Source organism: Sphingobium sp. KCTC 72723, assembly GCF_014280435.1.
In the GTDB taxonomy this organism is placed as follows: Bacteria; Pseudomonadota; Alphaproteobacteria; order Sphingomonadales; family Sphingomonadaceae; genus Sphingobium.
Genome location: NZ_CP060388.1, coordinates 3,496,641 through 3,511,018, shown reverse-complemented (window position 1 = coordinate 3,511,018; position 14,378 = coordinate 3,496,641). Strand labels below are relative to the sequence as shown.

Annotated in this window: 9 protein-coding genes and 8 pseudogenes; 10 read left to right on the top strand and 7 right to left on the bottom strand. The window is 58.4% G+C overall.

Annotation, left to right across the window (positions count from 1 at the left end; genetic code table 11):
- Positions 1–25: 25 nt before the first annotated feature.
- Both istA and SPBM01_RS16975 read left to right on the top strand, forming a co-directional pair.
- Positions 26–664 (top strand): annotated as a pseudogene (istA, locus tag SPBM01_RS16980) (IS21 family transposase); the annotation flags it as partial.
- Positions 637–927: pseudogene (locus SPBM01_RS16975) on the top strand (ATP-binding protein); the annotation flags it as partial. The pseudogenes istA and SPBM01_RS16975, both read left to right, overlap by 28 nt.
- 58 nt (positions 928–985) lie before the next feature.
- Here the strand turns inward: SPBM01_RS16975 and SPBM01_RS16970 are convergent.
- Positions 986–1,171: a hypothetical protein gene (locus SPBM01_RS16970; RefSeq protein ID WP_130753559.1), complete on the bottom strand. Its 186-nt coding sequence runs from the start codon at positions 1,169–1,171 to the stop codon at positions 986–988.
- 312 nt (positions 1,172–1,483) lie between these two features.
- Here SPBM01_RS16970 and SPBM01_RS16965 point away from each other — a divergent pair.
- Together SPBM01_RS16965 and SPBM01_RS16960 are read left to right on the top strand one after the other, a co-directional pair.
- Positions 1,484–1,708: pseudogene (locus SPBM01_RS16965) on the top strand (transposase domain-containing protein); the annotation flags it as partial.
- 121 nt (positions 1,709–1,829) lie between these two features.
- Positions 1,830–2,345 (top strand): annotated as a pseudogene (locus tag SPBM01_RS16960) (IS5 family transposase); the annotation flags it as partial.
- Here SPBM01_RS16960 and SPBM01_RS16955 read toward each other — a convergent pair.
- Positions 2,340–2,600, bottom strand: coding sequence for a PopZ family protein (locus SPBM01_RS16955; protein WP_188062725.1), 261 nt, complete (start codon positions 2,598–2,600; stop codon positions 2,340–2,342). The pseudogene SPBM01_RS16960 and the gene SPBM01_RS16955 sit on opposite strands and share 6 nt — an antisense overlap.
- 275 nt (positions 2,601–2,875) lie before the next feature.
- Here SPBM01_RS16955 and SPBM01_RS16950 point away from each other — a divergent pair.
- Positions 2,876–3,145, top strand: a pseudogene (locus SPBM01_RS16950) (transposase); the annotation flags it as partial.
- Here the strand turns inward: SPBM01_RS16950 and SPBM01_RS16945 are convergent.
- A pseudogene (locus SPBM01_RS16945) lies at positions 3,134–3,625 on the bottom strand (IS5 family transposase); the annotation flags it as partial. The pseudogenes SPBM01_RS16950 and SPBM01_RS16945 sit on opposite strands and share 12 nt — an antisense overlap.
- Before the next feature lie 105 nt (positions 3,626–3,730).
- On the bottom strand, positions 3,731–4,015 hold the full coding sequence (locus tag SPBM01_RS16940) for a hypothetical protein (protein WP_188062313.1): 285 nt from the start codon (positions 4,013–4,015) through the stop codon (positions 3,731–3,733).
- 105 nt (positions 4,016–4,120) lie between these two features.
- Here SPBM01_RS16940 and SPBM01_RS16935 point away from each other — a divergent pair, with 105 nt between their 5' ends.
- Positions 4,121–5,497, top strand: coding sequence for a transposase (locus tag SPBM01_RS16935; protein ID WP_188062259.1), 1,377 nt, complete (start codon positions 4,121–4,123; stop codon positions 5,495–5,497).
- A 16-nt stretch (positions 5,498–5,513) separates the two neighbouring features.
- Here the strand turns inward: SPBM01_RS16935 and SPBM01_RS16930 are convergent, their stop codons facing one another.
- Positions 5,514–6,668: a cell wall hydrolase gene (locus tag SPBM01_RS16930; RefSeq protein WP_188062724.1), complete on the bottom strand. Its 1,155-nt coding sequence runs from the start codon at positions 6,666–6,668 to the stop codon at positions 5,514–5,516.
- Positions 6,669–6,993: 325 nt separating this feature from the next.
- Positions 6,994–7,530, bottom strand: a pseudogene (locus SPBM01_RS16925) (nucleotide sugar dehydrogenase); the annotation flags it as partial.
- A 293-nt stretch (positions 7,531–7,823) separates the two neighbouring features.
- On the opposite strand from SPBM01_RS16925, the pseudogene SPBM01_RS16920 reads away from it, so the two are divergent.
- Positions 7,824–8,171: pseudogene (locus tag SPBM01_RS16920) on the top strand (transposase); the annotation flags it as partial.
- Here SPBM01_RS16920 and SPBM01_RS16915 read toward each other — a convergent pair.
- Positions 8,069–8,278 (bottom strand): hypothetical protein, encoded by a 210-nt coding sequence (locus SPBM01_RS16915; RefSeq protein ID WP_188065886.1) that lies wholly within the window; start codon positions 8,276–8,278, stop codon positions 8,069–8,071. The pseudogene SPBM01_RS16920 and the gene SPBM01_RS16915 sit on opposite strands and share 103 nt — an antisense overlap.
- Before the next feature lie 52 nt (positions 8,279–8,330).
- On the opposite strand from SPBM01_RS16915, the gene SPBM01_RS16910 reads away from it, so the two are divergent.
- The 3 genes from SPBM01_RS16910 (at position 8,331) to SPBM01_RS16900 (ending at position 14,335) form a co-directional block, all read left to right on the top strand.
- Positions 8,331–8,858, top strand: coding sequence for a transposase (locus SPBM01_RS16910; RefSeq protein ID WP_262504239.1), 528 nt, complete (start codon positions 8,331–8,333; stop codon positions 8,856–8,858).
- 528 nt (positions 8,859–9,386) lie between these two features.
- Positions 9,387–10,973 (top strand): IS66 family transposase, encoded by a 1,587-nt coding sequence (locus SPBM01_RS16905; protein WP_223177721.1) that lies wholly within the window; start codon positions 9,387–9,389, stop codon positions 10,971–10,973.
- Positions 10,974–11,179: 206 nt separating this feature from the next.
- On the top strand, positions 11,180–14,335 hold the full coding sequence (locus SPBM01_RS16900) for a hypothetical protein (RefSeq protein ID WP_188062722.1): 3,156 nt from the start codon (positions 11,180–11,182) through the stop codon (positions 14,333–14,335).
- The last annotated feature ends 43 nt before the right edge of the window (positions 14,336–14,378 follow it).

Below are 14,378 nucleotides of genomic sequence, written 5' to 3'. Positions count from 1 at the left end.
GCTTCTTCGGCGACGACGTTGTCATATACGGCCAAAAGATGATCGGTCAAAGGTCGCACATATGCGACTGTGTGCGTCACGCGGGGTCTATGTTCGGGCCTATCCTCGCGAGAGCCAGGAGATGCTGTTCGACGCGCATGCGCGCGGCTTTACCTTCTTCGGCGGCGTGCCAGGGCGCGGCATCTACGATAATATGAAGACGGCTGTGACGAGCGTGTTCACCGGCAAGGAACGCGTCTTCAACCGGCGGTTCCTGATTATGACCGACCATTATATGGTCGAGCCCACGGCCTGCTCGCCTGCGGCGGGATGGGAGAAGGGTCAGGTCGAGAACCAGGTGCAGACGATCCGGGGTCGCTTCTTCCAGCCCCGGTTGCGGTTCGCCAGTCTCGAAGAGCTCAATGGCTGGCTGGAGGCCGAGTGTCGGCGCTGGGCGGAACGGCAGCCCCATCCTGAACAGGGCGAGCTGACCGTGGCGCAGGTGCTGGAGATAGAACGATCTGCGCTGCAGCCGATGCTGGGACCGTTCGACGGCTTCAATGAGAGTGAGCATGCCGTGACCGGCACCTGCCTGATCAGCTTCGACCGCAACCGCTACTCGGTGCTCTCGACGGTGGCACGACGCACGGTGCAGGTCTGCGAGCGGAGGCGACGCATCGTCATGCCGCGTCGATCCGATACCGGATGGCCGCTGCCAGGCTGCCAGTCGTGAAGGACATCGACGCCTTCCGGTTCGAGGGCACGCCGATCAACGAGGGGCTGGTGCGTTCATTGCACAGCGGCGCGTTCCTGCCCGCACGGCGCAATATCGTCCTGGTCGGCGGCACAGGCACAGGAAAGACCCATCTGGCCATCGCCATCACCGCCAATGTTGTGCGCTCCGGCGCCCGGGGCCGCTACTTCAACACGGTCGATCTGGTGACCCGGGGTCGACTGTCGGACATACACCACAGCTTTGCGCTTGAGCACCGTGACTGGAAGGAGATCATTGCCCGTCATCGCTGGCCTCCTTCGCCGCGACGCCGGCTGCGGCCATCAAGAGGGTCGCCAGCCTGGCAACAACGGCGCTTCGCTGCGCCTCGCTCAGGCCTCGCATCTGCGGCGTATCGAGCGGCATGCTCAGCTGCTGGGTCAGCATCGATAGCGACGAGGGTCGTGGTAGTGCCTTCATGGCGCGCCTCCTGGATGGCCGTGAGTCCATCCGTCGAAGTCTGCCTGAAACCGCGATCGGTAAGCAGTCCATGAAGCTCTACAAGCCCAATCACCGCAACGCGCGGTTCGCCCATCTCCATGTCGGCGCACAACGCCCTGTCCAGCATCCACTCTGCGACCTGGATGATCTCACCCGGCCTGATCTCTACCCGGATGATCGCGCCATTGGCCCGGTCCTCGCGGCCTTCATGCCGAAAACGACCGCCGTAATATGGATGCCAGCGATAATGAAACTCTACCATCTGCCCGACATGGGCAGAATGACCCTGCGATGGCCCTGGGCAGAAAATCCTGGCTCTTTGCCGGTTCAGACCGAGGTGGCCAACGCACCGCCTTCATGCTCAGTCTCATTGGTACCGCGAAGCTCAACGACATCGATCCGCAGGCCTGGCTCGCCGACGTTCTCGCGCGCATCGCCGATATCCCACAGAACCGTCTCCACCAACTGCTGCCCTGGAACTGGTGCGCTACCGAGGACCAACGCGAAGCCGCCTGATCCGCGGTTCTCACCGGATGCATACTGACCAAACCCCGATACCGTGAAAATAAAATACGTCGTTTACGGCTCTGACAAAGTGCGCGAGATCAGGTCGGAACGCTGCGCGGCTTCGCCTCGGAATCCCTGCGCGGGATCATCGGAATCCGCACCTGACAGTCCCACAGAAAGTGGCGGCCCACGGGGCTTTGACGCGGGCAAGAAGATCAAGGGTCGCAAACGGCACACCGTCACAGACACGCAGGGCCTGCTGGTCGGTGCCATCGTTCACACCGCCGATATCCAGGATCGCGACGGTGCGCCTGACGTCCTTGCCAGCATCCGCCAAACCTTCCCGTGGTTGCGTCACGTCTTCGCCGATGGGGGATATGCCGGGGACAAACTGCGCACCGCGCTCACCAAAATCGGCACATGGACCTTGGACATAATTAAGCGCTCCGACGCCGCCAAGGGCTTCAAGCTTCTGCCACGCCGCTGGGTAGTCGAGCGGACAATCGCATGGCTGAACCGCAACCGCCGCCTCGCCAAGGACTTCGAGCGAACCATCGAAAGCGCCACCACCTGGCTTTTCATCGCATCCGTCAACCAAATCACCCGCAGAATCGCACGCGACTGTAATCAAAACGCTTCTTTATGAGTCAGCCACTGACGACAGCTTTGCAATTTCCTGTGCAACCAGCTTGTCCACTATGTCAGGAACATTTGCGTTAAACCATTCCTGCAGCATCGGTTTTAGCATTTCCGATACTAGACCGGCGAGGCTATCGGGGTGCGCCTGAGGCTTGGAGAGAGCCAAGCTAAGCTTCATCATTGCCTGGCGAGCAGCCGCTTCACTCGACCCGGTAAGCAAGGACTGCGGTTCCATTTTCGTATCTTCATTTACGGCAGCCATGCTTATATCCCCTGTAACAGTAACCGTTGCTTGCTCTCTTATACGCTTCAATCTTTCAGACACGCCCGTCATAGATTTCCCACCCACCAGCTGTCGACCCGCTGCACCACATACACCGTGTCGGCATCGATATTGTCAAGCGTCTGCACCGGGCTTGCCATAGCATTCTGTCAATATTGCGCATCCCGGAAAGCCGTTTCTCCTCCATCCCAATCGAAGTGCAAAGCGATGCCCTCGATCCGTGCCAACGTTGAGGATCAATAAGCTGTAGCCCGTGGGCCGACACTGCATACCGCTCCAGAACGAACGAAACATGGCTGGCCGATCGCATGTTGACCAGTCGCATCCACCGTCGCAAGCCCAAGGGAAAGCCGATGCCCAGGGCCACCGCCCGCGCCAACGCCGCAAAGTCCGCTATCCGGGCTAGGATCGAGCATGTGTTCGCGCATCAGAAAAACCGGTTCGGGCTGTTCATCCGCACCATCGGCATCAAGCGGGCAGAGGCGAAACTCACCCTGGCCAATCTGGCCTATAATTTCGACCGCCTGAACGATGGCACCGACCAGCAGGCCCTGCGTGTCTGTGACGATGTGCCGTTTGCGACCCTTGATCTTCTTGCCCGCGTCAAAGCCCCGTGGGCCGCCACTTTCTGTCGTTTTCACACTTTGGCTATCGATGACACCCGCGCTGGGAGAAGCTTCCCGACCCATCGCTTCACGTGCCATTAGCAGCAGGGCGTGGTTGATCGATTTCCACACACCCATTGCGCTCCATCGGTAGAAATAATGCTGTACAGTGGTCATGGGCGGAAATAGCCCTGGCGGCAGCATCCGCCACGGCAGGCCGCCCCGAAGCAGATAAAGGATCGCCTCGACAATCTGCCGGTAATCCCAAACTGGCGGACGACCGAGCTTCGAACGCGGTGGGAGCAGCGGTTCCAAAATCGCCCATTCCGCGTCAGTCAGATCACTTGGCAAAAGCAGTTCGGCTCTGGCATACTGCCGCCGGGTGGTGTCGGTCCACATGTGTCACTCCGTCGTCGTTTCGCAACTCCGACTGAATCACATCTCGCTGATATCACCCAACTTCTTTTTCGGTCAGCCTCTAAGCTCGGCTTTGTACGTTTTTGGTCAGGTCCAGGTCCAGAAGATGCTGTTTTCAGCGATGTGGTCGAGGGCTTGATCGAGGGGCAAGACGCATCCGCCCATATCGTCGATATCTTCCCATTTTCGCCGGTGTGACCAGTAGCCGAGCCTGATTTCGTCGCGCGTGCCGACAGGCTTGAGGCGGGCGATCGGTGCCTCGGTTTCCAGCAGATAGAGATGGTAAGCGCCCTTGTCCTCATACCATCCGACGCCGCCGCCGTTGGCCGCGTCGAACGTCTCGATGCGCAGAATGATTTCCTCGTCTTTCATGGTGCATCCATAGCTGCCGTCGGGTCACAGCATATTCGAGTCACCTCGCCGCATGGCAACAGCCTAAGCGTTGCAACGTGCTTCAGTCAGGATTCGAAGCATGGAATGCTGGACCAGAACAAGGCCGTTATCGGCGATCCCGTCCCCCAGATTCTGCGCCAATGGCTGCAGGCATGGCGTCCCTGCTTTACGGCTCCCAGTTGGGAGCATGTACTTGTTCTTGTGATGGGCGGCCTGCTGGCCACGGGCAAACGGACCGTTACGTCTTGCCTGCGTGTGACCGGCCGAGCCGATGCTGCCAACTTTGCAACCTATCACCAGATCCTCAACCGCGCCCGCTGGAGTTCGCGTGCCGTTGCCAGGCGTTTACTGGGCATTGTGGTCGAACGGCTCGTGCCCGATGGTCCTGTGGTCATCGGTATGGACGACACCATTGAACGGCGATGGGGGCGCCGGATCACCGCACGGGGTATCTACCGCGACCCGGTCCGCTCCAGTCACGGCCATTTCGTCAAAGCCAGCGGACTGCGCTGGCTCAGCTTCATGGTGCTCACCCCGGTGTCATGGACCCGCCTGATCAAGGCACTGCCAGTCTTGACGTTGCTCGCTCCTTCGGAACGATCGAACCGTCAACGCGGCTGTCGTCATAAATTGCTGACGGACTGGGCCCGGCAGGGCGCGCTGCAGCTGTCTCGCTGGCTGCCGGGTCGGCGGATCATCTTCATTGGCGACAGCAGCTTTGCTGTCCACGAACTGGCACATGCGATCGTCCGCCGGGCCACACTCATCAGCCGACTGCGGCTCGACGCCAACTTGTTTGCGCAGCCTGCGGGGCGAACGGCACGCACGATGGGGCGACCGGCGCAGAAAGGGCGAGCATTACCAAAACTCAAGACCCTGCTCGCCAACCCGGCGACACGCTGGACCAGCATTCTCGTCTCTGCCTGGTATGGCCATCTCAACGGCAAGATGCTCGAGATCACATCTGACATCGCCTTATGGTACAGGCCCGGCACTCCGGTCTTGCCGGTCCGATGGGTCCTGGTTCGCGATCCTGAAGGAAAGCGCGGCCCGCAGGCCTTCTTCAGTACCGACATCACCCTCGAGCCCGCCGAGATAATCGCCCTCTACGTCCGCCGATGGCAGATCGAGGTCACCTTTGCCGAAACCCGCGCGCACTTGGGTGTCGAGACACAGCGCCAGTGGACCGACAAAGCCATAGCGCGAACCACGCCGGCGCTGCTGGGTCTCTACAGCCTTATATCGCTATGGGCCTGCGATCTGTTGACCACTAAAAGCACCCCTTATTCCGCCGCGTGGTATCGAAAAACCAGCCTGACATTCAGTGACGCCATCGGAGCCGTCCGCCTCCAACTCTGGGTCGGAGACATTAATCAACACTCCCCGCCGCACCCAGAACCGCACTATATTCCCACAACCCGCCTAAAACGCATGGCACAGGCACTATGCTTCGCTACCTGATCGTACAAAGTCGAGCTTAGGGATCAGCCCGATCTCCCATACACTTTCCTCCCGCAGGTGGCCGAGCATGCCGACAATTCCAGAACATTCGGTGTGATCCTTGTGCTTCGTCCTGCACATAGTTAAACGCCATCGAGGAAAAAACACCGCTTTTGAGTGGGAACCCCGTCGGTGCGTTGGCGCTGGACTTCCAGATCATCAGATTGCATTCCCGATAGGCTTTGCACAATGTCCGCGCGACCTCACCATATGCACCGGTATCAAGACTGTCGGGAAACTGAATGATAAATACATTGGCATCGGGCAACCGCGACACAAGTTTAACGCCATCGGGAAGCTGGCTACCGTCGGTTAGCACCAGTGCCTTGGCGACGGGCGGTTGGCCGGATACCGTATCGGCAGATGGCAATAATGCTGTCGGAGCTAATAGCCCGATCATTCCATCATGCGCTGGAGAAAGCTGAGCGAGCGACTTGATGCGCGGCTCGACGAGTTTTCCGCGCCAAGAGAAGGCCGCAGGGCGTCCCCAGCTGCCGGTCCAGCGAAAAAACAGATGTGTGTCCACCGCTACGATCTTATCGAGCGTTTCGCTCCAGTAGGGTACGACCCAGTCTGTATGATAGTGCGTTGCGTAGCCGACAGGCTTGAACACCGCTCCGGTCAACATGTCCTTGGCAATGACCCGGGCGGCGTCCCAGGCGGCCTTAGAGGTACGTCGTGCCATGGCGCCATCGCATGTGAAGGTAAACTGACAACCCGTACTGCGTTCGGCACCTTGAAATACCACGGCACAAACCGATTTGGGGAAAGCTGGATGTCGAAGGCGGTTCAACACGACCTGCGCCACAGCCCGCTGCCCCTTCTGATCCCCTCCAGCCTCGTACACCTGTGCCGCTGACAGGCAGCTTAAGGCCCGCTCAATATCGTCGGGCAAGCCTTCAATCAGAAATGGCTTAGCCGCCGGGTTTGGCTCGCTGGAGAAGGGGACACGCGCATTGATCGCGCGCGCCGTGTCCGGTGCCAGAGCCTTGATCGTGTAGGGAGCAACAATCAGCTGGTCAGCCGTAGCGGGCGGCACCTTGAAAGCCGACACCTTGCCTTGGCGGCCAGTCGCTGGCCCCATGGCCTGCCTGACCAATACTCCACCCAAACAGGCAAGCAGTGCTGTCACGGCTACTGGCAGGACTAATTTAAGCCATTTCTCCGATCGTGGTGCCCAGACAGTCAATGGCAATGCCCGTCTGCGCAAGCATTGCGACAGGCGTGCACCCCTAAGGCTCTTCCACAGGAGCTACGTATCAAAAGCGTCATGAAACCTAAATACTCGCAATGGCATTATGGATATTCCGACCTTGATGTGATCGGGCTGGCGACCTAGACCCGGTAATAGTCCTTGTACCATGCAACGAACCGCTCCAGCCCCTCTGCCAACATGACCTGCGGCTGATACCCCGTGAACGCGTGAAGTTTTGAGACATCCGCATATGTCGCCGTGACATCGCCCGGCTGCATAGGTGGGCCCCGATGACGATGCGATCAGGGCGCTTAAAATCATCGATCGCCGCGCCTTCTCGCAAAAATTCCGGGTTCGAAACAACCGCAAATTCAGCATCGGGATTTGCGTTGGCAACGATCCGTTCAACTTCATCGCCGGTGCCAACCGGGACGGTCGACTTGTTGACGATCACCGTAAAGCCGGTCACTGCCTGACCAACTTCTTCTGCGGCAGCGTACACGTAGCTCAAATCGGCGTGCCCGTCGCCGCGGCGGGATGGCGTGCCGACGGCGATGAAAACCGCATCCGCCCCGGCGACAGCTTCCTTGAGATCCGTTGTGAAACGGAGCCTCCCAGCCGCAACATTCGCGCTTACAAGATGATCGAGCCCGGGTTCGAAAATAGGCATCCTGCCAGCAAGGAGCGAATCGATCTTCGAACGGTCCTTGTCCACGCACACCACATCATGGCCAAAGTCGGCAAAGCATGCCCCCGAAACAAGTCCGACATACCCCGAACCAATCATCGTTATGCGCATATAGTTTCCTTAAATAATAGGTAATGAAGCGAGACAGACGGAAATGCTCGGCCGAAACCTTTCATATGGAAAACAAGCAAACATACGGCCGTTCTTGCAGTTATGCCGGATTACTGTCGGTACGATCTCCATAGGCAGGGTACGGATAGAATGCCAGCAAAAGCGCAACGACAATCAAACTAGCAAGCTCGTTTCAAAGAACGGTTTCTGTAAGAGGCTGACCGAAAAAGAAGTTGGGTGATATCAGCGAGATGTGATTCAGTCGGAGTTGCGAAACGACGACGGAGTGACACATGTGGACCGACACCACCCGGCGGCAGTATGCCAGAGCCGAACTGCTTTTGCCAAGTGATCTGACTGACGCGGAATGGGCGATTTTGGAACCGCTGCTCCCGCCGCGTTCGAAGCTCGGTCGTCCGCCAGTTTGGGATTACCGGCAGATTGTCGAGGCGATCCTTTATCTGCTTCGGGGCGGACTGCCGTGGCGGATGCTGCCACCAGGGCTATTTCCGCCCATGACCACTGTACAGCATTATTTCTACCGATGGAGCGCAATGGGTGTGTGGAAATCGATCAACCACGCCCTGCTGCTAATGGCACGTGAAGCGATGGGCCTGAGGCGGGCGATCGGTGCCTCGGTTTCCAGCAGATAGAGATGGTAAGCGCCCTTGTCCTCATACCAACCGACGCCGCCGCCGTTGGCCGCGTCGAACGTCTTGATGCGCAGAATGATTTCCTCGTCTTTCATGGTGCATCCATAGCTGCCGTCGGGTCACAGCATATTAGAGTCACCTCGCCGCATGGCAACAGTCCAAGCGTTGCAACGTGCTTCAGTCGGGATTATCAAGCATGGGATGCTGGACCAGAACAAGGCCGTTATCGGCGATCCCGTCCCCCAGATCCTGCGCCAATGGCTGCAGGCATGGAGTCCCTGCTTTACGGCTCCCAGCAGGGAGCATGTACTTGTTCTTGTGATGGGCGGCCTGCTGGCCACGGGCAAACGGACCGTTACGTCTTGCCTGCGTGTGACCGGCCGAGCCGATGCTGCCAACTTTGCAACCTATCACCAGATCCTCAACCGCGCCCGCTGGAGTTCGCGTGCCGTTGCCAGGCGTTTACTGGGCATTGTGGTCGAACGGCTCGTGCCCGATGGTCTTGTGGTCATCGGTATGGACGACACCATTGAGCGGCGATGGGGGCGGCGGATCGAGGAAGCCAGCCTGTCGAGTTCGCCGCTGGCGGCCAACACATCCTTGCGGCCCAGAGCCTTGATCGTGCGCTGGCGGACGGTTTTGCCCTCGCGCACGCTCTCGACCAGGTACAGATAGCGGTGCCCGCGCGCGACTCGTTCGACGACATACATGGTCAGGTTGTTAATGCCTGCACCCGTAAAAATAAACCAAACCGCCAGTCACAGGCAAAATGTTATTAGCACACCCGGTTTTGCCACCAAATCCACGCCCAGCAATATCAGATATTTACCAGCTCACGTTCTCTGCGTGTTCCGCTGGAACTGTTCAACTTGGGCCAAAACTCAAGACGCTGCTCGCCAACCCGGCGACACGCTGGACCAGCATTCTCGTCAAGACATGCAGCAAGCTGGGGGTGTCGTTCTACCAGTTCCTCGGCCATCGCTTCGCCGTCGCCGGCGCGCCCGTTGTCCCGGCGCTCCCGGACCTCCTCAGGCTCGCGAAAGCCTGACTGCCCGGCAATCTGCCCCGGTTACTACAAAGTCGTAGCCGGGGCAGATTGCCGGGCGGGGGGTTCACAAGAGCACCGAGTTCTGATTCAAGATACCCGTGAATCGAAACGGACCCGCTCTTGATAATGACCCCTCGCTGTCGGATCTTCGACGGGTGGTGGATACGCTGGTCGGTGAAGTGAAGCGTCTTCAGGACACGCTGGTCGAACTGCAGGAAGAGACCAGGGCGAAGCTGGCGTTGAAAGACGCCGAGATCGTAATCCTGAAAGATGAGATCGCTCGTCTGAAGGGTCTGCCGCCTCGCCCCAAATTCGGTCTCAAGCCATCGGGCATGGAAGGCGCCACCACGAAGTCGTCGGGCAAGAAAGCGCGCAAGCGCCCGCGCGGCTTGGTCCGTGACAAAGTCGTGGTGACGTCCGAGGTCACATTGAAGGCGGCAGCGGTGCCGCCTGGCGCACGCTTCAAAGGCTATGAAGATGTGCTGGTGCAGGACCTGCGGATCGCGGTCGAGGTGGTCCGGTACCGCCGAGAGCGTTGGGAAACGACGTCTGGAGAACGGATCGTGGCGCCGCTGCCGTCGGGTATCCTCGGCGGCTTTGGTCCTGAGTTGCGCCGGTTCATCGCGGCGGGACACTTCCAGGGCCAGGTGACCAGCGAGCGGCTGACCGCGCTGCTGAACGGCATGGGCCTGCGGATCTCGAAGCGGCGGGTGGTGCGCCTGCTTAGCAAGGGACTGGAGGCGCTGGTGGCCGAAGACGAGGCCGTGTTCCGCACCGGTCTCGATACCGCGCGCTGGATCAGCGTCGACGACACATCTGCGCGCCACGCGGGCAAGAGCGCGTTCGTGACGCAAGCCGGCGACAATCGGTTCACGATCTTCAGGACAACGCAGTCGAAGTCCCGCCGCGCTTTCCTGCGGACACTTCAGGCAGGACGTGCCGATCACGTTGTCAACGACGCGGCGCTGACCAAAATGCACGCGATGGATATGGCGGCGGCGCAAATCACCCAGCTGGCCAATCATCCAACCCGAAGTTTTGCCGACGAGGCCTCGTGGCGCGCGCATCTAGAGGCGCTGGGCTTCGACAAGCTCACCATCCTCCCAAATCCGGTCAAGGTCGCCACCGAGGCGGCTCTATGGGGCGGCCTGTGCGAACAGGATTTGTTGCGCGACACCGTGATAGTCTCGGACGGCGCCGGGCAGTTCAAGCTCGGGTGCCACGCACAATGCTGGGTGCACGCGGAGCGGTTGGTCTACAAGCTCCAGCCGACCTACGCCGCGGATCGTCGCGCGGTCGAGATCCGGCGCGGGCTGATCTGGTGGTTCTATGCAGATCTCAAGGCGTATCAGCAATCGCCAGACCCGAAGCGAGCCCGCATGCTGCGGGCCCGCTTCGACAGGATCTTCACGGCGAAAACGGGCTACATCATGCTCGATCGCCAGCTCGCCAGACTGCACAAACACAAAAGCGATCTGCTGCGCGTCCTCGATCGACGCGAAATCCCGCTGCACACCAACGGGTCGGAAAACGACATCCGATCCGTCGTCACCAAGCGCAAGATCTCCGGTGGAACCGTCAGCGAAAATGGCAGAGTCGCTCGGGACACCATGCTCGGGCTGCTCAAGACATGCAGCAAGCTGGGGGTGTCGTTCTACCAGTTCCTCGGCCATCGCTTCGCCGTCGCCGGCGCCCCCGTTGTCCCGGCGCTCCCGGACCTCCTCAGGCTCGCGAAAGCCTGACTGCCCGGCAATCTGCCCCGGTTACTACAAAGTCCAGCTAAGTTTCTGGCATGGAAGAAAATTCGGCTGTTAATACGAGTTAAGCATAGTCCTTAGCCTGCGCTTAGCGCCCCTACAGTAGCATTAACTACATCGGACGACGGCAAGCCGAACGGGATGCTGGCGTCGTCTCGGATAAATTTAACGGGGCGCTTCGGGGGTTTTTTATGGCACAGCTTGCAAATCTAGTTGCATCGACGGAAACCGATACACTACGGGTAGATTTGGCAACGGGAGGTGTTCATACCTCGGGCATATCTGAAAGCAGCGACATTTTGAACAGTTCAAACAGCGCTATTCCAAAGAACGCACTTGATGCCAAAGATTTCCCGTCGATTGATGCCTGGCTTGATGCCTGCATTGAACAAGGCGCGCCTGGAAAGATTGGCTCGGGCACCTATGTGGTCGACGGCGATCCGCGTTATGCTCCCATGGGCATCTACGGCTATGGCGATACGCAGCCCAAGTTCGTCGCCCAGAAGGTGGACGCCTGGCTCTATGTCAAGGATAGCGATGTTACCATCAACAACATTGCATTTGAAGGTTTTGGAAATGTGCTTGTCGGCGCGGTCGAGCTGACCGATGGCAAGCCCTTTCACAATACCACAGATGCAGGCTTCAATCGGATGGATACCGACAAAGGCGCGCTTGCAATGGACGTCGAAGGCAGCATCCTCGAGGTGTCCCCCGATGTAACAATCACCAATTCAACTTTTGTCAACGTCAACAACGTCTACACCTATGTTTCGGATACCACGCAGGCGGGCAAGGTCGAGTTCCACGACAACAAAGCTGTCGGCACATGGGGCCTGATGGATATCAACTCGCCATTGTGGACCGAGGTCAATGCGACGGGCAATGAATGGTCTGACGCCACGGGCGCGCGCGCGCAGCCCAGCGCTAAGAACAATGGCTATCAGACCGGTTTCAAGATCGGGACCGAGAAAAATATCGTCGTCGATGGACACACCACAAAGCTCGATATCAGCGACAACTACGCGCATGATATCGATTCCTATTCTGCATCATCGGATTACAATGCGGCTGTTTTTGCCGATGTGCGCGGTGCAATTTCCGGCGAGCGGGGCGACAACAGCATATCGTTCAATGAAATCGTGAAGCTCAAGGGCGTGCTGGGGCAGGAAGACTCCAATGCGATTTATGCCAAGGCCTGGGGTCTTGTCATCGAGGGCAACCATATTGTCGACAGCGGGGCAGATTATGTCTCTGCAGCGAAGAATGGATCAGAGGCGACGGGCATTTTGGTCAAGCCTTTGCGTGATGGCGTCGCCAAGGACATTGAAATCATCAATAACGTCTTTGAAGACATGCCTGTTGTGAAGGCAGGCATGGTCAAGGATCTTCCGGTTATCAAATTGTCAGAAGCGGTAGGCAACTCCTCGATTAGTGGAAATACCTTCATTGGCGGCGGCAATCTCAGTTCAAGCGATAGTGCAGGGATTATCCGCTATTATGGTACGCTCGAAAAGCTTGAGGTCGTCGGAAACAAGTTTGTCGATGTCGAGATGGCGAAAGATGCGCAGGCCATCGTTTTCAACCAGCTCACAAAATATGGCACTGTTGAATTGGAGGTGTCTAATAACTCGGCCACGCTTACCGATGGCGACTACAGCGCGAACGCCTCGTGGATCGGGTTTACCTCAAAGGTGCCCGGTAAATATGTGGTCGGGTATAATACGCTGGGCGACGATCATGTGATGCTGTCGGATCGCCCGGGCAGCGCAGCGCAGCCCCTCGAACAAGCTTCGGCACCTGTCCTCATTGGGAATGTGACAGTGAGCACCAAGGCAACGCTGGAGTTAAGCGATGACCGGTTCAGCATCGAAAATGGCAAGCTTTATCTCCAGGAAGCCTATGTCGACGACTTGAAAAATGGAAGTGCAATTGAACTCGTGCTCGTTGCGCGGGAAGGCGCAGGCTGGAGCGCCGTCGTTCTTAACGTGGGTGCCAAAGGTACCTCGCAGAGCAAGTTCGAATATGGATTGAAGAACATTGCAGACGTGCGCGAAAACAGCACGACGGAAATTCGTGTCGCGACGATCGATATGACTGACATCGATGCAAATGCCCGTTTTGATGTAAGCGACAGTCGCTTTACGGTGCGCGATGGCGGCGTCTATCTTAAGCAGGGATCGTCGCTCGACTATGAACAGGCCGCTCAGGTGGATCTTCAGATTACGGCCCATATCGGGGACGTCGCTCTTGTTCGTGCCGTTGAGATCGATGTCATTGATGTCAATGAGGCACCGACATCTCTGACTTTGCGCAACGTACAAGCACTGCCTGGTTCACCGAACGGGACGGCTAGCCTTGTTGCTGCAAAAGCAGTGCCTGCGGACACGCGCGTGGCGGATGTAATTGTGGAAGATCCTGACTCCAACGCGCAGTTCAAGACCTATCACTTCGAGACAAGCGACAGCAGGTTCATCGTTCGCGATGGCGGGCTGTATCTAAAAGCAGGCGCTACGTTCGACCCTGCCAAGGATGCAGCCGTCAGCGTCAAGATTACGGCCGATGACGGTACCTTTCAGATAGCGGCTTCGGTCAAGCTTGAGGGAACCGCCGCGCCCGAGCTTCCGCAGTCGCAACCCGAGTCCAATGGAGTGCAGGGCACCGAAGCTAAGGATGTTCTGAGAGGGACATCGGACGCCGATGCCATTTTCGGTCATGGTGGCCAGGATACGCTCAATGGGGGCGCCGGAGATGATGTTCTTGATGGCGGCGAAGGCGCCGACCAGCTCATCGGTGGCGCAGGAAAGGACACTGCTAGCTATCAGTCCGCAAATGCGGGCGTAACTGTTGACCTCATGAAAACAACCGCAAACCAGGGCGATGCCAAAGGCGATAGCTATTCATCGATCGAAGACATAGCTGGAAGTCAGTTCGACGACCGCCTGTCCGGCACGCACGGCGCCAATACGATCCAAGGTGGTGACGGAAACGATCAGATCTTCGGCCGTGGTGACAGCGATGTCTTGGTTGGGGGCGCAGGTGACGACTATCTTGCCGGCGAGGGCGGCAATGACCGTCTTGAAGGCGGCTTGGGCAATGACATCCTTAATGGTGGCCAAGGCGGCCGGGATGTCTTTGTCTATCAGACTGCTGCTTGGGGGAACGACAAGGTTGTCGCATTCGAGCAGGGGCTCGACAAGTTCGACATGCGCGGCACGGGCCTGGATTTTGACGACCTTGATATCAGTCAGGTGTCGGCGGGAACGATGATTGCCGTCGACGGCGGCCACAGCATCCTGCTCGAGCAGATACTGGCATCGCAAGTGACTTCTCAGGATTTCATGTTTTAATGCTTGGCCAGAGGGCGGTCGGTCCGTAAATGTGCGCATTGCT

What these genes read in the sequence shown, in the direction of transcription:
- SPBM01_RS16900 (WP_188062722.1), top strand. Translation starts at nt 11,180, where the DNA reads ATGGCACAGCTTGCAAATCTAGTTGCATCGACGGAAACCGATACACTA.
- SPBM01_RS16935 (WP_188062259.1), top strand. Translation starts at nt 4,121, where the DNA reads ATGCTGGACCAGAACAAGGCCGTTATCGGCGATCCCGTCCCCCAGATT.
- SPBM01_RS16940 (WP_188062313.1), bottom strand. Translation starts at nt 4,015, where the DNA reads ATGAAAGACGAGGAAATCATTCTGCGCATCGAGACGTTCGACGCGGCC.
- SPBM01_RS16915 (WP_188065886.1), bottom strand. Translation starts at nt 8,278, where the DNA reads ATGAAAGACGAGGAAATCATTCTGCGCATCAAGACGTTCGACGCGGCC.
- SPBM01_RS16910 (WP_262504239.1), top strand. Translation starts at nt 8,331, where the DNA reads ATGGCAACAGTCCAAGCGTTGCAACGTGCTTCAGTCGGGATTATCAAG.
- SPBM01_RS16955 (WP_188062725.1), bottom strand. Translation starts at nt 2,600, where the DNA reads ATGGCTGCCGTAAATGAAGATACGAAAATGGAACCGCAGTCCTTGCTT.
- SPBM01_RS16970 (WP_130753559.1), bottom strand. Translation starts at nt 1,171, where the DNA reads ATGAAGGCACTACCACGACCCTCGTCGCTATCGATGCTGACCCAGCAG.